This window comes from Streptomyces sp. NPDC054840 (genome assembly GCF_053611065.1).
On sequence record NZ_JBSGZP010000030.1, the window covers coordinates 1 to 22,579 of the forward strand.

General features: G+C 70.5%; 25 protein-coding genes and 2 pseudogenes. 13 read left to right on the plus strand and 14 right to left on the minus strand.

Annotated features, from left to right (window positions below):
* Together ACWGIU_RS04445 and ACWGIU_RS04450 are read left to right on the plus strand one after the other, a co-directional pair.
* The coding region (locus ACWGIU_RS04445; protein WP_453702318.1) for an isocitrate lyase/phosphoenolpyruvate mutase family protein at positions 1-239 on the plus strand (239 nt) is incomplete at its 5' end.
* 44 nt (positions 240-283) lie between these two features.
* A complete protein-coding gene (locus tag ACWGIU_RS04450; protein ID WP_453702320.1) occupies positions 284-1,228 on the plus strand; it encodes an EamA family transporter in 945 nt (314 codons plus the stop codon).
* 23 nt (positions 1,229-1,251) lie between these two features.
* Here ACWGIU_RS04450 and ACWGIU_RS04455 read toward each other — a convergent pair whose 3' ends face one another.
* The 8 genes and pseudogenes from ACWGIU_RS04455 to ACWGIU_RS04490 form a co-directional block, all read right to left on the minus strand.
* Entirely contained in the window at positions 1,252-2,043 is a 792-nt protein-coding gene (locus tag ACWGIU_RS04455) for a trypsin-like serine peptidase (protein WP_453702322.1), read from the minus strand.
* A complete protein-coding gene (locus ACWGIU_RS04460) occupies positions 2,040-3,053 on the minus strand; it encodes an alpha/beta hydrolase (RefSeq protein WP_453702324.1) in 1,014 nt (337 codons plus the stop codon). Before ACWGIU_RS04460 ends, ACWGIU_RS04455 begins: the two co-directional genes overlap by 4 nt.
* A gap of 233 nt (positions 3,054-3,286) precedes the next feature.
* Positions 3,287-4,522: an alpha/beta hydrolase gene (locus ACWGIU_RS04465; RefSeq protein ID WP_453702326.1), complete on the minus strand. Its 1,236-nt coding sequence runs from the start codon at positions 4,520-4,522 to the stop codon at positions 3,287-3,289.
* Between the two features lie 234 nt (positions 4,523-4,756).
* A complete protein-coding gene (locus ACWGIU_RS04470) occupies positions 4,757-5,956 on the minus strand; it encodes an FAD-dependent monooxygenase (protein ID WP_453702328.1) in 1,200 nt (399 codons plus the stop codon).
* Between the two features lie 329 nt (positions 5,957-6,285).
* A pseudogene (locus ACWGIU_RS04475) lies at positions 6,286-6,531 on the minus strand (MFS transporter); the annotation flags it as partial.
* Positions 6,532-6,575: 44 nt separating this feature from the next.
* Positions 6,576-8,033 carry an NF041680 family putative transposase gene (locus ACWGIU_RS04480; RefSeq protein ID WP_453702330.1) on the minus strand — a complete coding sequence of 486 codons (1,458 nt, stop codon included), beginning with the start codon at positions 8,031-8,033 and terminating at the stop codon, positions 6,576-6,578.
* A 507-nt stretch (positions 8,034-8,540) separates the two neighbouring features.
* Positions 8,541-8,864, minus strand: a complete 324-nt coding sequence (locus ACWGIU_RS04485; protein WP_453702332.1) for a hypothetical protein — start codon at positions 8,862-8,864, stop codon at positions 8,541-8,543.
* Positions 8,865-9,186: 322 nt separating this feature from the next.
* Entirely contained in the window at positions 9,187-9,903 is a 717-nt protein-coding gene (locus ACWGIU_RS04490; RefSeq protein WP_453702334.1) for an SDR family oxidoreductase, read from the minus strand.
* 142 nt (positions 9,904-10,045) lie between these two features.
* On the opposite strand from ACWGIU_RS04490, the gene ACWGIU_RS04495 reads away from it, so the two are divergent.
* Together ACWGIU_RS04495 and ACWGIU_RS04500 are read left to right on the plus strand one after the other, a co-directional pair.
* Complete coding sequence (locus ACWGIU_RS04495; protein WP_453702336.1) at positions 10,046-10,999, plus strand: AraC family transcriptional regulator; 954 nt, start codon at positions 10,046-10,048, stop codon at positions 10,997-10,999.
* A 652-nt stretch (positions 11,000-11,651) separates the two neighbouring features.
* Complete coding sequence (locus tag ACWGIU_RS04500) at positions 11,652-11,852, plus strand: hypothetical protein (RefSeq protein ID WP_453702361.1); 201 nt, start codon at positions 11,652-11,654, stop codon at positions 11,850-11,852.
* Here ACWGIU_RS04500 and ACWGIU_RS04505 read toward each other — a convergent pair.
* The gene (locus tag ACWGIU_RS04505; RefSeq protein ID WP_453702338.1) at positions 11,839-12,336 is read right to left on the minus strand and encodes a hypothetical protein; all 498 of its coding nucleotides are present in this window, start codon (positions 12,334-12,336) and stop codon (positions 11,839-11,841) included. The genes ACWGIU_RS04500 and ACWGIU_RS04505 overlap by 14 nt on opposite strands.
* Before the next feature lie 89 nt (positions 12,337-12,425).
* On the minus strand, positions 12,426-12,665 hold the full coding sequence (locus tag ACWGIU_RS04510; protein ID WP_453702363.1) for an RNase A-like domain-containing protein: 240 nt from the start codon (positions 12,663-12,665) through the stop codon (positions 12,426-12,428).
* An 11-nt stretch (positions 12,666-12,676) separates the two neighbouring features.
* Between ACWGIU_RS04510 and ACWGIU_RS04515 the strand changes: the two are divergent.
* Positions 12,677-12,906: pseudogene (locus ACWGIU_RS04515) on the plus strand (CorA family divalent cation transporter); the annotation flags it as partial.
* Positions 12,907-12,914: 8 nt separating this feature from the next.
* On the opposite strand, the gene ACWGIU_RS04520 reads toward ACWGIU_RS04515, so the two are convergent.
* From ACWGIU_RS04520 to ACWGIU_RS04535, 4 genes are all read right to left on the minus strand, one after another.
* Positions 12,915-14,096: an amidohydrolase family protein gene (locus tag ACWGIU_RS04520; RefSeq protein ID WP_453702340.1), complete on the minus strand. Its 1,182-nt coding sequence runs from the start codon at positions 14,094-14,096 to the stop codon at positions 12,915-12,917.
* A 13-nt stretch (positions 14,097-14,109) separates the two neighbouring features.
* Positions 14,110-15,264: an MAB_1171c family putative transporter gene (locus ACWGIU_RS04525; RefSeq protein ID WP_453702342.1), complete on the minus strand. Its 1,155-nt coding sequence runs from the start codon at positions 15,262-15,264 to the stop codon at positions 14,110-14,112.
* Positions 15,261-15,776 carry a hypothetical protein gene (locus ACWGIU_RS04530; RefSeq protein ID WP_453702344.1) on the minus strand — a complete coding sequence of 172 codons (516 nt, stop codon included), beginning with the start codon at positions 15,774-15,776 and terminating at the stop codon, positions 15,261-15,263. The genes ACWGIU_RS04525 and ACWGIU_RS04530 overlap by 4 nt, the downstream gene beginning before the upstream one ends.
* Positions 15,777-15,837: 61 nt before the next feature.
* Positions 15,838-16,311, minus strand: a complete 474-nt coding sequence (locus tag ACWGIU_RS04535; RefSeq protein ID WP_453702345.1) for a helix-turn-helix domain-containing protein — start codon at positions 16,309-16,311, stop codon at positions 15,838-15,840.
* Between the two features lie 333 nt (positions 16,312-16,644).
* Between ACWGIU_RS04535 and ACWGIU_RS04540 the strand changes: the two genes are divergently transcribed.
* The 8 genes from ACWGIU_RS04540 to ACWGIU_RS04575 all read left to right on the plus strand — a co-directional run bounded on the left by ACWGIU_RS04540 (position 16,645) and on the right by ACWGIU_RS04575 (position 22,534).
* Positions 16,645-17,118 carry a GntR family transcriptional regulator gene (locus ACWGIU_RS04540; protein WP_453702347.1) on the plus strand — a complete coding sequence of 158 codons (474 nt, stop codon included), beginning with the start codon at positions 16,645-16,647 and terminating at the stop codon, positions 17,116-17,118.
* A 258-nt stretch (positions 17,119-17,376) separates the two neighbouring features.
* Positions 17,377-17,496, plus strand: coding sequence for a keywimysin-related RiPP (locus tag ACWGIU_RS04545; RefSeq protein ID WP_107069644.1), 120 nt, complete (start codon positions 17,377-17,379; stop codon positions 17,494-17,496).
* A 4-nt stretch (positions 17,497-17,500) separates the two neighbouring features.
* Positions 17,501-19,294, plus strand: a complete 1,794-nt coding sequence (locus tag ACWGIU_RS04550; RefSeq protein WP_453702349.1) for an asparagine synthase-related protein — start codon at positions 17,501-17,503, stop codon at positions 19,292-19,294.
* 10 nt (positions 19,295-19,304) lie between these two features.
* A complete protein-coding gene (locus ACWGIU_RS04555; protein ID WP_453702351.1) occupies positions 19,305-19,556 on the plus strand; it encodes a lasso peptide biosynthesis PqqD family chaperone in 252 nt (83 codons plus the stop codon).
* Positions 19,553-19,993 carry a lasso peptide biosynthesis B2 protein gene (locus tag ACWGIU_RS04560; RefSeq protein ID WP_453702353.1) on the plus strand — a complete coding sequence of 147 codons (441 nt, stop codon included), beginning with the start codon at positions 19,553-19,555 and terminating at the stop codon, positions 19,991-19,993. The genes ACWGIU_RS04555 and ACWGIU_RS04560 overlap by 4 nt, the downstream gene beginning before the upstream one ends.
* Complete coding sequence (locus ACWGIU_RS04565; RefSeq protein ID WP_453702355.1) at positions 19,990-21,867, plus strand: ABC transporter ATP-binding protein; 1,878 nt, start codon at positions 19,990-19,992, stop codon at positions 21,865-21,867. Before ACWGIU_RS04560 ends, ACWGIU_RS04565 begins: the two co-directional genes overlap by 4 nt.
* The gene (locus tag ACWGIU_RS04570; protein ID WP_453702357.1) at positions 21,864-22,184 is read left to right on the plus strand and encodes a response regulator transcription factor; all 321 of its coding nucleotides are present in this window, start codon (positions 21,864-21,866) and stop codon (positions 22,182-22,184) included. The genes ACWGIU_RS04565 and ACWGIU_RS04570 overlap by 4 nt, the downstream gene beginning before the upstream one ends.
* Before the next feature lie 164 nt (positions 22,185-22,348).
* A complete protein-coding gene (locus ACWGIU_RS04575; protein ID WP_453702359.1) occupies positions 22,349-22,534 on the plus strand; it encodes an FDLD family class I lanthipeptide in 186 nt (61 codons plus the stop codon).
* The last annotated feature ends 45 nt before the right edge of the window (positions 22,535-22,579 follow it).

Here is a 22,579-nt window from a genome sequence, read left to right on the forward strand (position 1 = left end):
TCGCCGAGCTGGCCAAGGGCATCGACGCGCCCCTCAACATCCTGCTCGGCCCGGACGCCCCGACCGTCGCCGCCTTCGGCGCCCTCGGCGTCTCCCGCGTCAGCCTCGGCTCCTGGGTGGCCGAAGCCGCTTACGCCGTGGTGCGCCGCGCCGCCGAGGAGCTGATCTCGGAGGGCACCTACGGGGCGCTCGCCCACTCCCTGCCCTACGGCGAGCTGAACGGCCTGCTCAAGGGCTGAGAAATCCGGAAGCATGCATGGGCCAACGACCCTAGGATCCGAGCATGAGCACCTCAACTTCGGTCGACGGCGGGGCCACCGGGGCGGCCACCACCCCTCTCGGGGGGATCTCGGGCGCGGTCTGGGCCGCGCTCGCCCTCGTCTACGTGGTCTGGGGCTCGACCTACCTCGGCATCCGGATCGTCGTCGAGACCATGCCGCCCTTCCTCTCCGCCGGAGCCCGGTTCATCACCGCCGGCCTGCTGCTGGCCGCCGTCGTCGCCTGGCGGTACGGTCCAGCCGCGCTGCGGGCCACCCGCGCGCAGCTCGGCTCGGCGGCCCTGGTCGGCCTGCTGCTGGTTCTCGGCGGGAACGGCCTCGTGGTCCTCGCCGAGACCTCGGTGCCCTCGGGCCTTGCCGCGCTGCTGGTGGCGGCGGTGCCGATGTGGGTGGTGGTGCTCCGGGCGAGCACCGGGGACCGGCCCCCGCCGCGCACCCTGGCCGGGGTTCTGGTGGGTCTCGCCGGGCTCGCGGTGCTGACCAGTCCCGGGCTCAGCGGCGCGGTGCGGCTGTCGGGGGTGCTGATGGTCGTGGCGGCTTCGGTCCTGTGGTCGCTGGGCTCGTTCTCGGCGCCGCGGCTGAAGCTGCCGGCCAACCCCTTCACGGGCAGCGCCTACCAGATGTTCGCGGGCGGGGTCGCCGCCGTGGTCGTCGGCCTGCTGCGCGGCGAGCACCGCGGCCTGGACCCGGCGGCGTTCTCCACCGCCTCCTGGCTGGCCCTGGCCTATCTGACGGTCGTCGGCTCGCTCGTCGGCTTCACGGCGTACGTGTGGCTGCTGCAGGCCGCTCCGCTGTCGCTCGTGTCCACGTACGCGTACGTCAATCCGGTGGTCGCCGTGGCGCTCGGCACGCTGATCCTCGACGAGGCCCTGACCTGGCCGATCATGGTCGGCGGTGCGATCGTCGTCGTGGCGGTGGGCGTGATCGTCAGTACCGAGCGCAGGAGGTAGCGGCAGCGGCGGCGCTGGCGCGCTCAGCCCCGCCGGGCCCGCTCGTACAGGGCCTTCGCGTGCTCGTCGAACAGCGCGGCCGTGGAGTCCACATCCGTGTCCCCGCCGCTCAGCACCCCGATCAGCCGTCCCGCCCGGTCCGGGCCGCCCCGGTCGGCGATCCAGGGGCTGCCGCTGGTCCCCGTCCAGAACCCGGCGCAGCTCATGTAGAGCATGTCGGGGTCGTCCTCGTCGTGGCGGGTCTGGGTGGTGCAGGAGACGGGCCTGTTCTCCGGGTTGCGCTCCGACTCCGGGTAGCCGACGACGGTCACGTCCCGCTCGTACCCCGAGGTCCACTCGGGCTTCGGGGCCTCGGCGCCGCCGCCGACCGCGTCCTGGACGCTGCGCCCGTCCTCGTCCCGCTCGATGGTGAGGAAGGCGAAGTCGGCGGTGTCCTCGCCCCACTTCGTCCAGCGGTCGTCCACGTGGATCGACTTGACCTTCCACACACCCAGCGGCTGGGTGCCGGCGCCCTCGCCGGAGAAGGCGGGGGCGAAGGAGAGCTCGCCGATGGCCAGGCCGTCGTGGGCCAGCTCGCCCGGCTGCCCGTCCTCGCCCGCCGGGGCCACGCAGTGCGCGGCGGTGGCGACGACGTTGCCCTCGGGGCTGTCGACGACGCTCGCCGTGCACCAGTGCTCGCCGCCCGCCATGAGTACTCCGACGGTGGGGAAGGGGAGCACCGGCCGCTCGCCGGGCACCTTGAGGAACGCGACGGCGAACACCGCCACGATCCCCGCCGCGGCGGCCGCCGACGCCCCCTTCACCACCGTGCTCATCGCACGCCGGGATCGGGTGTCGGTGCCTTCATCACCTTGCTGATCCACTCCAGGGAGCCCTCCCTCATACCGCGCACGTACGACTTCCCGTTGTGCTCACCATCCTGGATCACCTGCAGCGAAGTGTGCACGGGGCCCTTGCCGAAGTCGTTCATGAACTTCTCGGCCTTCTCGCGGCCGCTCTCCGCGGTGCCGATCTGGAAGTTGATGTAGACGTCCGGACCGCCCGCCGCGATCAGCTTGGCGGCGAGCTTCTCCGGGTTGTCGGCGTCCATGGCCTGCTGGTTCCCCTGCCACAGCGGGGAGTCGGGGACGATGTCGACCCCGCTCGCGATGGCCGCCTTGAACCGGTCGGGGTGCTTGAGGACGTGCTTGAAGGCTCCGAATCCGCCTGCGGAGGAGCCCATGAAGGCCCAGCCGTCGCGGGAGGTGAAGGTCCGGAAATTGGCCTTCGTGAAATCCGGGATGTCTTCGACCATCCAGGTGCCCATCTTGGGCCGGCCGGGGATGTCCGAGGCGTCGAAGTGGTGCTTGGTGTCGGCGTTGTGCACCGGCATGATCAGGATGAAGGGCAGGCTGGTGCCCGCCTTGACCCCGTCGCTCACGGCCGCCTGGAGGCCGAGCCCGGGACCCGTACCCCAGTAATTGGTGGGGTAGCCGCGCCCGCCGGGCAGGGAGATCAGCACCGGGAAGCCGCTCTTGGCGTACCTCGGGTCGTCGTACTCCTTGGGCACCCACACCCACACGTCACCCGTGAAACCGGACTTCTTGCCGGTGAGGGTGGTGCGGCCGATCTGGGTGCCGTCCGGCAGCCGGGAGGTGCGGACGAACGAGGCCTTCGGCCCGGTCGGCATCTGCACCTCGGGCGGCACGTCGGCGGCCGCGCCGGCCTTCTCCTGGGTCTTGCCGAAGGCGACCGGATCCCCTACGTCCGAGAAGAGGCCGTACCGGTACGCCGCGGTTGCGCCCCCGGCCAGGGTGAGCGCGAGGCCGCCGCTGATCAGAATCATGCGCAGGCGATGGGGGCGACGGCCGCCCTCGGTCACAGGGCTGCCGTCGCCTTGCTGGTCTTGCTGCACGGTTGTTGTCCCGTTCCTTCTCCGGCGCCCACCAGGAGCGCGGGTCGGACCGATCGGTCCCCCTTACACCCTTTACAGAGGTATGAACGACGGGATGGGTTGCCTGGGACGGGGGTGACGTGGCGAGCGCCACGCGGCCGGCCGGGACGCAGCGGCCGGGCCGGTCAGCCGGCTTCGGGCTTCGGCCCCTTCAGGACCTTGCTGACCCACTCCAGAGAGCCTTCCTTCATGCCCCGGACGTAGTGCCAGCCGTTGTGCTCACCGTTCTGGATGTCGCGGATGGTCATCTTGACCGGTCCCTTGCCGTACTGCTGCTGGAACTTCGTCATCCGCTCCTTACCGCTCTCCTTGGTGCCGATCTGGAAGTTGATGTAGACCTCGGGGCCCTTGGTGTCGATCAGCTTCTGGGCGAGCTTCTCCGGATTGTTCGCGTCCATCTCCGCCTGGTGGCCCTTCCACAGCGGGGAGTCCGGAACGATCTCGCCGCCGCTGGCGATCACGGCCTTGAACCGGTCCGGGTACTGCAGGACGGTCTTCATGCCGACGAAGGCGCCGGAAGAGGACCCCATGAAGGCCCAGCCGTCACGGGACTTGTACGTACGGAAGTTGGCCTTGACGAAGTCCGGGACGTCCTCGGCGATCCACGTGCCCATCCTGGCCTGGCCGGGGATGTCGGAGCCGTCGTAGTAGTACTTGGCGTCGGGGTTGAGCACCGGCATGATCACGACGAACGGCAGGCTGGTGCCGGCCTTGGCGCCCTCGCTGATGGCCTTCTGGAGGCCGAGGCTCCGGTCGGCCCAGTAGTTGTCCGGGAAACCGTTGCCGCCGGGGAGCGCGATGAGGACCGGGAAGCCGCTCCTGGCGTACTTCGGGTCGTCGTACTCCTTGGGGGCCCACACCCATACGTCGCCCTCGAAGCCGGACTTCGCGCCGGCGAGGCGGGCCTTGGCGATGACCGTGCCGTCGTCGAGCTTGGCGGTCTGCTTGAAGCCGGACTTGGGACCGGTCGGCAGAGCCACGTCCGGGTCGCCGGAGGGCGTGGCGGCGGTCGCGGGGGCGTTCGCGTCCGTCGTGCCCGTGGCCGGGGGTGAGGTGTTCTTCCCGAAGCTCACGTCCTTGCCGTTGCCGGAGAACCGGTCGAGCTTCCAGGCGGCGAACCCGCCGCCGCCGAGCAGGAGCACGAGGGCCACCGTCGCGCCGATCCATGTGCGGCGCCGGGAGCGCCCCGGCTCCGGGGTCCGGGCGGCGGGCTGCTCGCCGTACGGCTGCCGGTTCGGGTGCCGCTGCGGCGGGCCCGGGTACCCGGGGAAGTCCTGGGGGCCCTGGTACCGCTCCTCGGGCGGGTACTCCTGGTACGACGGCTGCTCATCAGGCCGCGGGCGCTGCGGGTACTGGTGCACGGACTTCGCTCCGAACGGTCATGACTGCCCCGGGGGCAGAACGGCTGTACATCCCCAGGGGGTGATCCGCCCCGACCGACAGGACACCCCCTGTTTCTGATGTGCGAAAGCCCCGCGCCGTTCCGAAACCGAGCAAAGTCATGCGGGGCCCTCGACCGGCCGGCCGCCTCGGCGCCGGGCGTCGAGCGCCTCCGCGCACCCGTCCGACCTGGCCTTCATGCCCCGTGACCCGCTTCAGTACTGCTTGAGGGTGATGGCGGTGGCGGCCCGGTGGATCGGCTCGACGGCCTTGGCCATGAGCCGGTCCCTGCCCGGCAGGCGGCCCAGCAGCGACAGCACCGCCATGGACATCCGCACCTGCCCGGCGCTGCGCAGCACCATCCGCTTCACGTTGGCGGGCCCGAGCTTCTGGTTCCGCTCGACGAACGGCCGCATCTCCCGCTCGTACGCGGCCAGTGCGGCGCAGTGCCGTCCGCCTGCCTCCGCGAGCTCGCCGGCCAGGACGTACGCGCCGACCAGGGCGAGGCTGGTGCCCTGCCCCGACGCGGGCGAGGCGCAGTAGGCGGCGTCGCCGAGCAGCACGACCCGGCCGGTGGACCAACGGTCCATCCGGACCTGGCTGAGCGAGTCGAAGTAGAAGTCCGCGGCCCCGTCCATGCCGTCGAGCAGCCGGGGCACCTCCCAGCCTTCGGCGGCGTAGGCCTCGGCGAGCAGCCGCTGCTGGCGGGCCCGGTCGCGCCGGTCGTACTCCAGCGGCGCGGAGGCGAAGAGGAACATGGCCTTGGCTCCGTCGTCCCGGGCCGTGCTGTAGGTGAGCGCGGTGCGGCCGGGGCCCACGTAGGTGAGCTCCCACCGGTCGAGCCCGAGGTGGTTGGGTACGCCGAAGACGCAGACGTAGTGGCCGAGGTCGTGGACGAACCGCGCCTCGTCGCCGAACACCATCGCGCGGGTGGCGGAGTGCAGCCCGTCCGCGCCGACGACGAGGTCGTAGTCCTCCACGCGCCCGCTCTCGAAGGTCACCCTCGCGTGCGCTTCGCCGTTGTCGACGGCGGCGACGGCGTCGTCGAAAAGGTACTCGACCTCCCCCGCGGCCGACTCGTGGAGCAGGCGGTTGAGGTCGCCGCGCAGGATCTCGGCGTCCTCCTGCCGCCGGCCGCCGAAGGTGTCCCCGTCCATGCTCGCCACGCGTTTGCCGGCGGCGTTGACGATCGAGCCGCCCCGTACGTCCGTACGCAGCTTGCGGATCTCCTCCCGCAGCCCCATCCGGGTCACCACGTCCAGGGCCGCTCCGCGGATGTCGACCTTGTAGCCGCCGTCGCGGATCGCAGGGGCCCGCTCCACCACGGTCGGCCGGAAACCGTGGGCGCGGAGCCAGTAGGCCAGCGCGGTACCGGCGATTCCGGCTCCGGATATCAGGACCCTTGCGTTCTCCATCGCGCCGGTACTCTCCTTGCGTCGCAGGCAGGGCATGTGATCACCAGATCGTGCCAACCCTGCGACGCCCGGACCAGACGTACCGTCAGGTAACTTTCAGCAAGGCCGAGTTGCGCCATTCTTGGCGTTCAAGCCCGCGCATCGGCGCACACGTACGGCAGCGCGGGCAGCAGCAGGATCCGCGCGGCCCACAGCGGGAGCGTGAACGGCACCCCTGGTCACGCATTGCCTTGCGCCACAGGACAGTCACCTTCCGCGTGGCAGCAGCAGCGGGGTGGCCAGGAGAAGGACTCCGGCGACCGCGATCGCGGTGCGGGCGCCGGTGACGGGCGGATCAGGTCCGTCCCGACCATGACCGGCCGTTTGCGGCGCCGTTCCGCCCAAGGACCGAGCGGCACCGCCAGCACCGCCCCCAGCACGCGCCCGGCCGCGGACAGCGCCGCCATCTGGGCCGGCCCGGAGTCCAGTACGAGGATCGCCATCAGCGGAAACGCGCCAAAGCCGAGTGAGGTGCCGAACGCGCTGACGGCGTACGCGGCCCACAACCGCCCGAACCGCCGCCCGAGCCCCCGCACCCGACGCTCACCGCACTCCGTGCCCGCCTCCACTAGCTTGATCTTTAACCCGTGCGGCGTGGGCGAGGGGTCGTCGACTTCTTCGTTTTCGGTTTCGTGGTGTCGGGTTTGCGGACTGTGTGCACGTCGTAGCGGGGTGTGGGTCGGGTGTTCTTGCGGCCTGGTGGCCTGCCGGGGCCGGGGTGCGAGGGTTTCGGTGCACCGGCTGGGCAGGCGGTCTTCGGGCGGATGTGCCGGAAGTCCCGGCGGACGCGGGCGGGTGTGAGGCGTTCGACGGGTGCGGGTTTCTCCCAGGGGCGGCGCAGGTCAGCTGCCAGTGGCCGGGCGAGCCTGAGCTGGGTGTATGCGGCGAGGATCAGCCAGGTCCAGCGGTCCGCCGCTTCGGGCGTGCGGATCTTCGGCGAGGTCCAGCCGAGGGTCTGCTTGAACAGGCGGAAGGTGTGCTCGATGTCGAAGCGCCGCAGGTAAGCCTGCCAGAGCCGGTCGACGTCGGCGGGGTCGGCATCAGTGCCGGACCACCACAGCCAGACCGGCTTAGGGGTTGCTCCACTGGGCAGCCGGTCGATGTCGAGGCGGATGACGGTCCCTTCGATGACCGGGAGGGTGCCGTCGTCGGTGGCCCAGGAAGAGCGGTGGGTCAGTTTGGGGTGGAGGCGGTCCCAGGAGCGTGCCTGGGCCGTGCCGTAGAGGCGGGTGTCGGTGACGGTCTCGGCGTCCGGGGTGCCCCAGGTGTCTCCCTGGCCGAAGACGAACTCGCCGCCGTGCCGGGGCGGGCGCCCCATGGTGTGCGGCTGCCGGGGCGGAGTGGCCCTGCGCAGGACGCGGTCCGAGCGCATTCGGGCCAGAACCTGGACCGGTAGATCCCGTAGCAGGTGGGCCAGACGGGGTGCGTCGTAGCCTGCGTCCGCGATGACGAGGATATGCAGGTCGCCGGCCTGCCACTGGCCAGCCGCGATGAGTCGTTCGATGAGTTCACGCAGCTGCCGGGCGGTGACGGTGGCCGTGTCGTCCCCGGGCGCCAGGCGGAGCGCGTCCAGGGGCGCGGTCCACGAACTACGGCCGGGCTCAAGCGCGCAGACGATCGAGTACGGCCAGCCGGGAACGGGGATGTGCTGGTCCTTGCCCCGACCGTAGGTGTGGCACAGGATCCGTTCCGGTGAGGTGTGCGCGTCCGGCCGCAGCCAGCAGGTCACGTCCACGGCCAGGACCAGCCGCCCGTCGGCTGCCCGAGGCAGCGGAACCGCCGCCAGCGCACGCCTCAGGCGGTCCGCTTCCACCCCGCCGCGGGCCACGGCGGCGTAGAGCCCTCCGTGGCCGCGGCGGGATTCGCCCACCAGAGACAGTTCAGCCAGTGACCTCACCGGCCCGTCGCCGCACAAGACCGCGTCGGCCAGCTCGAACAACGCGTCCGAACGAGCGGTCAGGCAGGAGTAGAACTCGCCTCGGAAGCGTGACAGTTCCGTCAATGCCTCTTGCCGGGCATCGTGATGCAGCAGACTCATGCCCACGGCCTTCGCGCTGGATGTGAGTGTTTCCTTGGTCGGAGCACATGATCCAGACGAAGGCCGCTTCCGCGTACGGCGGTTACCGAACCGAGTGATCGAGTTCGACGCACCGTTCGACGTCAGAGGTTAAAGATCAAGCTAAGGGCTGTCCCGTAATCCCCGGCGGGGGGGCGCCCCCGCGCCGCGCCCCCCCCCCCCCCGGGGGGGCCCGCCGCCGGCCCCCGGGGGCCCCCCGCCCACGCCGAGGAGTTGGATTCCCGGCGCCTGCGGGCCGCCGAGGTCCGGGCTTTCGTCGAACGCCCCGGCGTCGGCACGGTGCTCATGCCCTGTCCGCCGCTGGGCTCGATCATTTACCCGGGCTGAGGAGGAGCACACCGGCACGGTGGCCGGTGCGGCTTCTTCGCCGGCTCCCGTCCGCCATTTCGGGCGAGGCGAGGCTGGTGAGAACCGGCTTCACAGACCACATCGCCCCCGCCGAGCCGGCGGGGGCGATGTGGCAGGTACTCAGGCTTCGGTCAGCCAGCCTTCTTCGACACCGCCCAGGACGAACCCGTTCTCGAAGCGCACCCTGTATCTGATCTGAGCGCCGACTCCGGCGTCGAACCCTCCGTGGCGGACGACCTGCTGACGGAGGTTGTCGATCAGGCCGGTCGTGTGGCCGTCGAACGGGACCCCGCGGATTCGCCGTTCGAATTCCGCGAGCCCGTCCTGGGCCACGCCGCCGGCTTCCTCTGCCGAGCCCGTGACGATGCCCTCCAAGCCCTCGGCCAGGCACAGCGGACCGGGGAAGCCGATCCTGGCCGCCGTGTCGTTTGCGGTGACCTGCACATCTCTGGTCAGCTACACCTTCGCGCCGATCGCGTACGGCATGGGTGTACCCCCCCTCGTTCGGTCTTGGCCGTGACCATGGCAAGCGTAGTCGGGCTGCCATGGAAGGAATGGGTGTCCGGTCAGTAGCCCTACGGCTTGCCAGGCAGGGCCCTTCGAGTCGGCCTCGGCCTGCACCTGCTCGAAGATCCGCTTCCAGGCCGGGCCCGGCTTCGGGCCAGATCCGCGCGTCTGGCCGGCCTCGCGTCGTCGACTGCCGCGGCAAGGAACGCGCCGCGCCGGTACGGCGTTGCTCCGTCGGCTGTGATGTGTGGCGCCCATGTCACACCAGTGCCGCGCCGCCGTCTATCGCGAGCGTGGTGCCGGTGACGTAGGCGTTGGCCAAGACGAAGAGATAGGCCGCCGCGGCTTCCTCGGCAGTGCCGACACGTCGCGTGAGCAGCTCGTCCCCGGCGTCCTGGAGGAAGGCCTCCGGGTCGGGGACACTGCCGTCCCACAGCTCGGTACGGATCACACCGGGCTGGATCACGTTGACGCGCAGAGGGGCGAGTTCGACGGCGAGTGCCCGGGACAGGGCCTCGATGCCGCCGGTGATACCTGCCGTGAGCGCGGTTCCGGACAGGGGGCGGATCGCGAGGACGCCGGAGCTGAAAGCGATCGAGCCGCCGGCGCGCAGTCGCGGTGCAGCGTACTTGGCGGAGAGGAACGCGCCCCAGAACCGGCGCTCGAAGACGGCCCTGGCCTCCTGCGGGGTGGTGTCGGCCAACGGCTGGATCAGCAGGGATTCGCCCGCGGTGTAGACGAGGTGGTCGAACTCCCCGACCTGCTCGAAGAACGCGGCGATGGCATTGCCGTCGGCGACGTCCAGGCGGCGGCCTTCGGCCGGCTCGCCCAACCGCTTGGTCGCGGCGTCCACACGGTCCTGATTGCTGGAGGCGACCACGACGTCCGCGCCGGCCACCGCGGCCTGTTGGGCTACCGCGAAGCCGATGCCGGAGGTACCACCGATGATCACGATCTTCTTGCCGGCCAGAGACATGGGATCCATTCCTTCGTCGATGCAGTGCGCGGTTCGGCAACCGCCACGGCAAGAACGTACGTCTCCGCATCGAGACGGTGAATGACTTAAGATCTCGATTCCCTGTCATATCGTCTCGCCACACAAGCGCTAGAGTGACGCTATGGACATCCTGAGCGATACCCTCGAAGTCCTGCGCACGGGACGCCCGATGGTCACTCGGACCGACGCGCACGCCCCGTGGGCCCTAAAGTTCCAGCCCATCTCAGGAGCCGGATTCCACGTGGTCGTGGAAGGGCACTGCCACCTGCTGCCACCGCACGGCCGACCGCTCGCGCTCGGACCGGGCGACATCGTGTTCCTGCAGCGCGGCAGCGGACACACCCTGTGCGACGTGCCGGACCGCGATCCGGTGGACTTCGTACCGGAGCGCGTGGACCGTTCCTCGCCGATCGGCCAGGTCACCGTGGACGGACCAGGGCCGCACACGGTGCTGGTGTGCGGTGCGTACGCGATCGACATCGATCGCCCGCATCCGCTGTTCAGCGATCTGCCGGAGGTCATCCACCTGCCCGCGGTTCCGGGCCGCCACCCGGTGCTGCGCTCGGCGGTCGATCAGCTGTGCGCCGAGTTCCACACGCCGCAGCCGGGCTCGGACGCGGTCGTCACGGCGCTCATCGATCTGCTGCTGCTGTACATCCTCCGGTCGTGGTACGCCGAACTGCCGAAGGAGCGGACCGGGGGTTGGGCGGCCGCGCTGACCGACCCGGCAGTCGCCCCGGCCCTGAAGGCGATCCACGACGATCCCGGCCATCCCTGGACCGTGGAGTCGCTGGGCACCCGCGCCGGGCTGTCGCGCGCGGCGTTCGCCCGCCGCTTCGCCGCGGTGGTCGGCGAGCCGCCGTTGACCTACCTGACCAACTGGCGGATGGCCACCGCGGCGCGATTGCTGCACCAGTCGCCGACCCCGCTGAGCACCATCGCGCAGCACACGGGGTACACGTCGGAGTTCGCCTTCGCCAAAGCTTTCAAACGACACTTCGGATCGCCGCCAGGGGCCTACCGCAAGCAGGTCAAGGCGGCAGGCGCCGGACCAGGCGGGTACAACGCACGCTGAGGACCGGCACATCACCGCAGCGGACGGGGAAGCGGTGGCCGCTGCCCATCCCGGCGTGGCGGTGGCCCCGATGCGGTGCAGCGCCGGGCGATCGTGTCCAGGAACCCGAGCGGTGCGGTGATCGCGACGGAGCGCGAGGTGGCGGAGGTTCTGGAGGCGTATTCCAGCGTGCCGGCGGTGAAGCCACGTCCTGCCGCCCCGTGATGTGCCCAGGAGGCGGGGAGAGATTCAACTTTCGGATCACCGCTGGCGCTGTGGAGAAGGACTCCTTTTCTACAGCGCCCAGTTGGTTGGGCAGGAGTGCGTCCACCGGTACAGGATGGCGCCGACGCCCTACCCGAAGGCTTGTTCTCCTTACTGCTATCGGGGCGTATGTCTTCAGCGGACAGATCGACAGGACGATCGCGCTGCGCTCCAGCGCCTCGCCGAGCGAGTCACAGGGCGTGGCGCCAGCTCCCTTCGCGTGCCGGTGCGTTGCCTCACCGGGGCCTTCCGCCACCGACAACACCGCGTGGACCATCCGCGCTGTGACGACCGGCCCACCGGAGTCGTGATCGGCAGACACCGCCCGCCTCAGGTCGAAGATGTTGGCGCCCGGACTCCGGCGGCAACACCCGCCCTCCGCTTCGTCAGCGAACCGGCAGACCACTACATGGGCTTCCGCTACCGCGTGAACCTTCCCATCCCCGGGGTGCCGCGCCGCCGCGCGGACGTCACCTTCACCAGATGGCGAACCGCAGCCTTCGTCCAAGGATGCTTCTGGCACGCTGCCGGAAACATCTGCCCGCTCCATGTGTACGGTCGGGATAGGTGGCAGAACGGGTACGCACGGGAGATCCTCAGTCGATGGTGAAGCCCCAGAAGATGCCGACTTCCGTGGCGGAGACAGCGATTACACCACAATCCATTACGTGGCTGGTGAAGCCCTCATAGGCCCCCTCGCGACGGAACATATCGGCATGGGGATTCTCTCGCGCCGTCGCCGCATTGGTAAAAAATAGCGCGCCCCCTCCAAATCTTTCCGTGATCGTTCTCGCGTGGGAGGTCAACTCTGCCTCTCGCGGCTCGAAATCCGGAATGTCCTCTGTTTGGAACCACTCACCCTGGAGAGTGACCAGGATTTGTTCGGTGCCCCTCCTGGAAACAGGGAAGGCCGTGCTGAAGTCTCCTGGCGTGACAGCACTGAACGGGCTGTCCGGGCCGGCGCCATAATCGCCCCCTCCCGGTGCCGCGGCAACCTTCGACCAGCCACGCGGATCGTCCGTCCGCAACTGCATGACGTCGAGTGCGTCCAGGCGCCAGTCATCGCGCCGCCGCGCCCCCACGGCCGCGAACATGCCCTCCCCGAAAAGGGCCCGCAGGGAACGGCTCCACGAGGTGGCGTCAATCCGAGTCATGGGCCTTACCTCAGTTCTCCACGTGTGCACTACGGGTGCTGGGTCTTGTCGGTGGGCATGGAAGTGAGAACGACGAACGGCCGGTGGCACCCCCGGTTGGGTCTCAGAACGGCCCATACATTGGTCACGTCACGCGCGGCGGTGTCGCCCCGGTCCCACGACCTTCCCACGACGTCGTTCGTCGTCAGGAGGAGTGAGCGTGACGAGTTGGGTCCAGGGTTACCCGCGAGCCAACTGTCGATCTTCCTCTGATTGTTCGGTTCATCCAGGGCCGCCTGCGATCGCCTCCCGGGCGGCCATCCTCTTCGCCCCCACGTTGGTGGGCACGATCTACGCCATGAACTTCGAGACCATGCCGGAACTCCACTGGGCGGCGGGGTACCCTTCGCGATCCTGCTGATGGCCATGGTGTGCGTCAGCCTGTACGTCATCTTCAAGAAGCGCGACTGGCTGTGGATGTCAGCTGACCCCTCATGCACCGACCGGGGGTCACCGGCAGCGGCACGGTGACGCGCCCGTCATGCGTGCACGCGGCCGTCCGCCATCACCAGCCGAATGCGACGCAGCGCCTGGAGGTCCCTCAGGGGATCACCCTCGACGACCAGGAGGTCCGCGCGGAGGCCGGGGATCAGGCGCCCCGTGACCTCGCCCAGCCCGAGTGCCTCCGCCGCCTCGCAGGTGGCCAGGTCGACGATCTCCTGCGAGGTGCAACCCAGGTGGGCGAAGAATTCGAGACTGGACACGAAGTCGTCGAAGACCGCCCGGCTCACGCCCGCGTCCGTGCCGGTGAGCAGCCGCACCCCGCGCTCGCGCATGCGGCGGATCCCGCCGAACATCTCCTCCGCGCGCTCGTGTCCGAAGCGCTCGGCGAAACCGCGCCAGTCGGGGCTGGCCGCCGGACAGACCGCGATGCCCCGGGCGGCGATCTCTGCGACGACGTCGTCGAGGAGCCGGAAGCCGTCCTGGTCGATCCACGTGCAGTGCTCGATCGTGCTCACCCCGGCTTGCACGGCCGCGACGATGCCCGCGGTGCCGTGCGCGTGCGCCGCCACCGGGAGGCCGGCACTCGCCGCCTCCCGCACGACGATCCGGAGCTCCTCAGCCGTGAACTGGGGCGCCCAGATCGGCGGCCCGCCCTTGGTGATGCCCCCGCCCGTGGCCATCACCTTGACGAGGTCCGTGCCCCGTGCCACGTTGCGGCGGACCAGCGCCCTGGCGGCGTCCTCGCCGGACACCTCTCCGCCCAGGAACCAGCAGTGTCCGCCGGGGCCCGTCACGGGAGTGCCGGCCGCGAGGACACGGGGTCCGGGCAACCGTCCCGCCCTGACGGCGTCGCGGAACTCCGTCACCAGCCCGTTCCGGTCGCCGAGGTCCCGCACGGTGGTGACGCCGGCGTTCAGCAGACCGAGCGCCCGCTGCGCGACGCCATCGGCCACCGTCGCGTCGTCCGCCTCCCGCAGCGCCGCGACCGGATCGGGCCCGGCGTCCAGAACGAGGTGGACGTGTGCGTCGACGAGCCCCGGCAGCAGCGTGCCGTCGGGGTAGTCGTGACGGAGAAGGCCTGCGGGGGCCCGGGACTCCACCTCGTGGCGCGGTCCGGTGTCCGCGATGACGCCGTTTCGCACCAGCACGGCGCCGTCCGCCAGGACCTTGCCGTGCGGTCCGATCACCACCCGCCGGGCCGAGATCAGCGTGTCCATCGCCCCTCCTCGTTCAGAATTGCGCCGTCAGGGCTTCGGAGAGCCGGATCAATTGCCGTACGTCACTCTCCAGACCGCCGTCGCCGTCGCCGTCGTCGCCCTCGCCGGGCAGCGCGACCGGAACGGCCTGGGAGGGCGCATCCTCTCCGGAGGCGTACGCCCGCAGCGCGGTCCTCAGATGGCGCGCCGCCACCTCGGGCGTGAGCGGTGCCTCGGCGTCGGCCGTGGCCGCCTCCAGCGCCAGATAGGGACTGATCCGGACGAGCCCGTCCCGGCACTCGATGACACGCCGGTAGTAGCGCCGGTGCACGCCCCGCGGACTCAGCGCGTCCCAGCGGCGACCGCCCCCGGTGCGTTCGAGCGCATCTTCCGGGAACGCGCGGTGCAGAGCCTCCCAGAGGGGGGCCAGCCTGTGGTAGACGCGGCCGTGGTGCCACCACAGACGGATGCTGGCCCAGCGCGTCACCAGCCCCGGGTAGACCACGCCCGCCACGAAGAGGGGGATCGCGAGGTCGAGCAGGAGCTTCGCGCCGGTGATCACCGGGCGGGGCACCTCGCCGTCGAGCAGGCGGACGAGCGTCACGCACTCCCGTACCGCCGAGGCCAGCACCATGCCTGCCAGCGCGGCGGCCACCGTCCGCAGCCCGGTCGCCAACGGCCGGCTCGCCAGCCGCGCGTACCGAACCGTCCACAACAGCGCCGCCGCCAGGGCGTACGTGAGGTAGGCGCCTGCCGAGAGGTAGAAGACCGCGACACCGGGGATCGTCATGTCGGCCGTTGCGTACGTGTGGCCCCGCTCGGTGTGCGGCGTCACCGCCATGGCTGCCGAGGCGATCACCGCAGTCGCGGCGAACGGCACCGCATGCCACCGCACCCGCGTCCGGGCCGCGGCCGGGTCGGACGCCGAGTGGATGAAGAAGCACCCCAGGAAGTACACGGCTCCGAGCAGGCAGAGGTTCTGCAGCAGCTTCGCGGCGCCGTCCCCGGCGAGCCCGTCGACGAGGCGGATGACCACGGGCAGGCCGAACGGGAAGGAGAGACCCGCACTGGCGATGCACAGGAAGACCGCGCGCAGCAGCCGGTCGGAAGGAGCGCGTACGACCTGGCGTCCCGTCCAGAGCAGCGAGACGTACAGAACGACGGCGAGCACCAGGGACAGCACGCTCACAACCACCCCTGCCGGTCCGAGAGCGCCGTGTGCACCCGTCGGGCCGAGATGTCACCCGGTGCGCGGGGCGTGACCCGGTCCAGCACCGACGCCCATTCGAGGATGATCGTGGCGACGAGTTCCGCCTCCCGCTCCCTTTCCTCGGCGTAGGAGGTACGCCGGAGCGCGCGGTTGATCACCTCGATCGAGAGGTCCGGCAGCACCTCCTGCCAGACGGCGTCCTCGGGCTCGTCGCTCCTGTGGTCCGCCAGGATGTGCCCGACCTCGTGGAGCACGATGTGGTCCTGGTGCGCCTGGCTGGTCTCCTTCTGATAGAAGATGAAGTCCGCCTGTGCGCCGGCGATCCACAGGCCGTACGGGCCGGGGACGGGCAGCGAGTACGGGACCAGCCGGATCGGCCGTCCGCGGTGCTCGCCGAGGAGCCGGCACAGCTCCGGGACCCGCAAGGGAGCGGTGACGCCGAGTTCCCTGAGGATGCTCCGACATCGTTTGCGCAACGTACGTTCGTTCACGGGCCAACTCCGCTGGTGAATCTCCTGGGGCTTGGAAATTCCATCCAATGGCGTCACACCATCATGATCCAGGATGATTCAGGCCATCGTCCTGACCCGGAGCGCGCTCGGCCTGTTCCAGGCGGTAGACCACGTCCAGCAGGTCCATGACCTGTTCGCGGTGCTTCTGCGACAACTGCCCCGCCCGCATGGCCATCAGCTTCACGTCACTGCCCTGCGACGCCTCGTGCAGGCGCGCCTGCGCGGAGGCGAGGGCCGAGAGCTGCTCCTCGATGCGCGCGGTGGCCGAGTCGTCCACGAAATAGGCCGCGGGGACGCCGAAAAAGCCTGCCAGCGCGTGGAGGTGACGCAGGGTTGGATTGGTCTTTCTGCTCTTGCGCAGCTGCCAGATGTAGCTCTGGGAGATCGGCACCCCGGCGGCCCGGATGGCGGTGGCCACCTGTTCGTTGCTGTACTCGTGGTCGGGATCCGGTCTGACGGTCTCGAAGAGCCGGTTCAGCTTGTCGGCGAACCCGTGTTCCGGTTCCTCTGGCATGGCGTCCACCCCCCTGGTTCGGCCAGCCCTGTTCTTCCACTCACATGAATCGGTGCAACATCCACTATCGCCACGCTGGTTGAAGTGCGTCAAGGTGCGGACTACGGTACGGCTGCACCGGCCGTCAACCGACGTGAAAGAACGGTCCGCCGAAGAATCGACATGGGTCGATGCCGGACCCGGGGGACGACGAAGGCAGCCATCGGCTCCGCACCGACCATGCGGCAGCCGTCCCTGCGGCTGTCCCCGTCCCCCGCCCCGCCCGCCCCGGCGAGTCGACGGCGTGGCGCGAGTGCTTGAGCACAACGTGAGCCAGAAGGGGGAGCAACACATATGTCAACTACCTCTGGAACGGGGAACATCCACCGCCACCGCAGTGCCGCCGAAGTGCCTCTCTACGCCCGGATCCGGGCGAAACTCAGGATGGACATCGCGGCCGGCCGCTACCCCCAGGGGGAATACCTTCCGCCCGCCGACCAGCTCGGCAAGGAGTACGGCGTCAACAAGAACACGATCCTCCGCGCACTGCGGATGCTGCGCAGCGAGGGCGTCGTGGATTTCGGGCGCGGTCGCGGTGCCGTCGTCCTGCCGGCTTCCGGCCCGGTGGGCCTCGACGACATCTCCGACCAACTCCAGCGGGTCGTCAACCTCGCAGACGTCTCGGGAATCCCGCGCGCCGCCATCATCTCCGCCATCGAACGGATGCCCAGGATGGCCGCCCGCCATGAGAGGGCGGCGCGGCGCGGGCTGCCGGCGGTGCGGGGCCGCAGGCCGGGATGGAGCCAAGGAAGCTCATGCGGAGAGTGACCAACAGCCCAATGAGACCAGGCTGATCCGGCAGGCCGGACCGGCGGATCCTTCTCGCTCCGGTCCCTTTTCTGCCAGGTGGCGGCCCTTTACGAGAGGTTCGGGGCGGGCCGGCCGCCCCGATCGCGGACCGTGGCGGCCACCGGTCGCTCCTTGAGCGGCGGGTGGCCACCCGCCGAGGATCTTTCCAGGCGGCCACCTGAATCCTGGGAAACGGGGTCGTCTCGTCAGAAACCCACGCGAGAAGGGATGAGAACCATGGCGAAGAAGGTCTACGAGGTTCCGGCGCTGTCCAAGGCCGGCGACTTCCGCAAGGACACCGGATTCCTGAAGCGCGGACCGCACGAGCCCAAGGTCCGTCTGCCCCTGGGCTGGTAGTCCGATGACACGCCACGGCGAGGGATGGTTCGCGCTGTTTCCGGACTGTGAGGCCGCCCTCGCCGTGGCCTCCCGACTCGGGACACGCGGCGAACGCACCCTCACCCACCCGTCGGGAAGACCGTTCGTGCGGGGCGACTGGGCCACCTCCGTCCAGGCCCGCAACGACCGAGGACTCTTCGTGGCGCTCATCGGGCACACCTCGGTCGGCGCACCCGAACTCACCGCGCACATCGCCGGGGTGCGCGACCCCGGCGCGGTCCACCGAGTCACCGCGCGCCTGCCCGGCGACTTCCACGTCATCGCCGCGGCACACGGCGAGATCCACGCACACGGCACCGCCTCGGGGATGCGCCGGCTCTTCCACGCCTCCGAGGACGGCATCACCGTCGCCGCCAACCGCGCCGACGTCCTGGCCCGGCTGTTCGACGCGCCCGTCGACGAGGACGTCCTCGCCCTACGACTGCTGGACTCCGTCCCGCACCCGCTGGGTGACGTCCCCCTGTGGCGCGGTGTGCACTCCGTCGTCCCCGGGGAACTCCTGCGCTTCGGCCGCTCCGCCCCCCGGACGGTCCGCTGGTGGCAGCCCCCGCGGACACAGGTCCCGCTCGCCGAGGGGGCGGAGGCACTTCACACAGCGCTGGACGAGGCCGTACGCCTGCGGGTGGACGCCGCCGGAAGCGTCAGCGCCGACCTCTCCGGCGGCCTCGACTCCACCACCGTCTGCGCCCTCGCCGCAGGGGTGAGCAACGCACCGTTACCCGCGCTCACCATGCCCAGCAGGGACCCGGGCGACGACGACGTGCGCTGGGCCCGACTCGCGGCCGCCGAAATCGACGGCCTGGAGCACATCCTGCTCGACATCGACGAGATCCCGCTCTTCTACAGCGGTCTGCTGGACGTGCGCGGACCCGTCGACGAACCCCTCCCCACCATCCTCGACCAGCCGCGCCAGCTGGTCGGCCACGACCGGCTCCTCGCCGGCGGCTCGCGCCTCCATCTCACCGGCATGGGCGGCGACCACGTCCTGTGGGGGCACCCCGCCCACCACCGTGACCTGCTGACCACCCGTCCCCTCACGGCCTTGCGCAGCATCCGCGGCTATCGCGCCCAGAACCGCTGGTCGCTGCGCGAGACCCTGGCCGTCCTCGCCGACAGCCGCCCCTACGGCCGGTGGCTCGCGGATGTCGCCGACGACGTCAGCGCCCCGCGACCCGCCCCGCACAGCCCCGACGTCTTCGGCTGGGACATTCCGCCCCGTCTGCCGGTCTGGGCCACCGCCGACGCCGCCGCCTCCGTACGCCGGAGCCTGCGGGAGGCCGCCCGCACGGCACAGCCGCGCGGCACCACCCGCGCCCTCCACAACGAGATCCACACCCTGCACCACGGCACACGGGCCACCCGTGTCCTGCACCAGGTCGCGGAGCACAGCGGGCTGCCGCTGGCGAGCCCCTTCCTCGACGACCGTGTAGTCGAAGCGTGCTGGTCGGTCCGCTCCGAGGAACGCGCCACGCCGTGGGAGTTCAAACCGCTGCTCAAGCGCGCGATGCGCGGCCGTATGCCGGACGCGCTGCTGCGTCGCACCACCAAGGGGGAGGCCTCGGCCGACGCCGCCAACGGGCTGCGGGAGAACCGCGAACGCCTCGCCGAGCTGTGGCGGGACTCGCTGCTCGCCAAGGCCGGGCTGGTCGACGCCGACAAGCTCCTGGACATCACGCTGCGGCCCTCCTCGCCCGAACTCCGGCACGGCGGCCTCGACGCCACTCTCGCCTGCGAGATCTGGCTCCGCACCATCTGAAGGGGAACCCATGAAACTGCGCGAGGACGTGTCCGTGGTGGACACCGACTACGGCAAGGTCCTGCTCGACGGCCGTACGGGTGAGTACTGGGAGCTCAACCCCACCGGCAGCTCGGTCCTGGCCGGCCTGCTCGACGGCACCGCGGCGAAGGACATCGCCGATGCCCTGTGCGCCCGGTTCGACGTCGATGCCGACCGCGCGCAGGCCGACGTGAGCGCCCTGCTCTCGGCCCTGCGCGACGCCCGGCTGGTCAGCCCATGAGCTTCCATCCGGTCCCGGAGACCCACACCGGGACGTCGTTCGCCCAGCGCGCCGGAGCCCGCCTGGCCGTCGCGGTGGGCCGGCCCCTGCTACTCCTGCCGCCGGCCCGGCTGGCGCAGGTGCTCGGCGTGGTGTCCCGCGGGGCCCGCCCGGCCGGCCACGACCGGACCTACCGGGCCCGGCAGGCCGTCACCACGGTCAGCGCGCTCTGCGCCGGCCGCGAGGGTTGCCTGCCGCGCTCGGTCGCCACGGCCCTGCTCTGCCGGGCCCGCGGTGAGTGGCCCACGTGGTGCGTCGGCGTGCGCGCCGCCCCGCCCTTCGGCGCCCACGCCTGGGTCGAAGCGGAGGGCCGACCGGTGGGCGAGGAACTGCCCGAGAGCTACTTCCGGAGGCTGATCACCGTGGGCTCCGGGAGCGAGGAGAGGAGCCCTTCATGACCGACCACTCGGATCCGTCCGGCACGACGACCGGAACCGGCCGGGGAACCGAGGGCGGCCCCGGGAGCGTGGCGCCCCCGGGGAAGAGCCCTGCCGACGGCGCCCGCCCGGGCATCCGTGATCTGCTGCGCCTGCTGCGCGGCAGCGGCCGGACCGTGGGGGCCGCGCTCACGCTGACCGTCGTCGGCACCGCCCTCGGACTGCTGCAGCCGCTGCTGACGATGCGCCTGATCGACCGGGTCTCCGCCGACCGGGCCGTCGCCACGCTCGTCGTGACGCTGGCCGCTCTCTTCCTCGTCCAGGCCGCCTTGGAGGCGGCGGGTCAGTACCTGTTGGACGTGACCGGCGAGAGCGTGGTCCGGCGCCTGCGCCGCGGGCTCGTCGAGCGGCTGTTGTTCGTCCGCCTCCGGGAACTCGACGGCCGGCGCGCCGGTGACCTGCTCTCCCGGGTCGGCACCGACACGACCATGCTGCGGGACATGGTCGCGGGCAGCTTCGTCCAGCTCGTGACCGTCACCATCACCGGAGTCGGCGCCGCCGCACTGATGCTCTGGATCGACACCGTCATGTTCCTCGTGGTCGCGGGGACCCTGGTGGTCGCCGCCGTCCTCGTCGCGGGCGTGATGGCCGGCATCCGGACCAGCACCGAACAGGCCCTCGCCGGTGTCGGTGCCATGACCGCCGACCTCGAACGCGCCCTCGGCGGCATCAGGACCGTACGGGCCGCCCGCGCCGAACACCGGGAGGCCGAACGCATCGGCGGGGACATCGACGCCGCCTACGCCGCCGGCGTCCGCTCCGCGAAGCTCGGCTCCGTCGTGGGGCCCGCCATGGAGATCGCGGTCAACGGCTCGTTCCTCCTCGTCCTGCTCATCGGGGCGGTCCGGGTCTCCGACGGCTCCATGTCCGTCAGCGAACTCGTCGCGTTCCTGCTGTTCGCCACCTACCTGGTGATGCCGCTCGCCGGTCTCTTCAACGCGCTCAGCCTGATCCAGCGCGGCCTCGGATCGCTCCGACGGATCGAGGACGTCCTGCGCCTGCCCGTCGAGCAGGACCGGGAGGACGGTACGCCCGTACCGCTTCCCGGCCCCGCCGCGTCGCCCACGCCCCCGCTCCTCGAACTGCGCCGGGTCTCCTTCGCGTACGACGACCGTCCGGTACTGCGCGACGTCTCGTTCACCGTGCCGCGCACCGGGCTGATCGCGCTGGTGGGCCGGTCCGGCGCCGGCAAGACGACGATCGTCTCGCTCGTCGAGAAGTTCCACGAGCCGGACGGCGGACACGTCCTCTTCGACGGCGCCGACATCAGGGGCGTCGATCCGCGCGACCTCCGGGCCCGTATCGGCCTGGTCGAGCAACACGCGCCCCTGCTGTACGGAACCCTGCGGGACAATCTCGTCTACGCGAAACCCGGGGCGGATGAGAGAGAAATCCGGGAAGCGCTCCGGATGGTAAATCTCGAAGAACTCGTGGAACGTCTGGCGAACGGACTGGAAACAGAGGTCGGCGACCGGGGATTCAATCTCTCCGGCGGCGAACGCCAGCGCGTCGCCATCGCCCGCGCACTGATCCCCCGGCCCGAACTCGTACTCCTCGACGAACCCACGTCGCAACTCGACCCCATCAACGAACGGGAACTCACCGATGCCCTGCGGGACATCTCCCAGGAACGCGCCCTGCTCGTCGTCGCCCACCGCATGTCCACCGTCCGGGCGGCCGACCGGATCGTCGTCCTCGACGACGGCCGGGTCGGCGCCGAGGGCACACACGAACAGTTGCTCGCCGAGAATCCGTTCTATCGCAGGCTGACCACCGACCACCTCACGCGGCCGCTCGGCCGGCCCGCCGCAGACAGGAGCGTCGCAGCACCGTGAGCCCCACCACGCCCCGCACGCCCACCGCACCCCACGCGACCGCCGGCGCCCGCGCGCCGGGCGCACCGCACTGGACACCGGCCCTGGAACGGGTCGGCCGGCTCACCCCGCGCGAACAGGAGACCTTCCTCCTGCTCGCCGAAGGGCTCTCCAACGAGTCGATGGCCCGGCGGCTGCACGTGACCGAACGGACCGTGCGCGCACATGTCGCCGCGGTCATGGAGAAACTCGAACTCTCCTCACGCCTGACCGTCTGCCTGGCTTCGTACGTGTTCTCCACACAACGCGCGGACGCCGGGAGCCGGCTCGGTCCGTAAAGAGTTCCGGAAACGCTGCCCGTTCGGGATCCGGGTCCACGGCGAATACTGTCGCCACGGCCAATGGAAAGGACGCAAGGAGCTCGACATGATTTCCCTGGCGCCGGAAAAACTCCGGAGCCCCGGCGATTCCATTCGCCGGACGGAATGAGGAAAGGAAAGACATGTCTGACGCATTCGACCTGGACGCCCGTATCTCCGCCCCTGCCGGCCCCGCCGGTGAGCAGGCGCCCCCGCCGTCCATCTCGGGGATCGCCACCCGCACCGTCTGCACCCGAGTGACCTGCCAGGCCAGCAAGACCTGTGTCTGCACCTCGATGTGCACGGTCTTCTGCGTGGGCGGCAAGTAGCCACGGGCCCACTCCCGACGGGTGCTGCCGTGGTCGAGACACGGC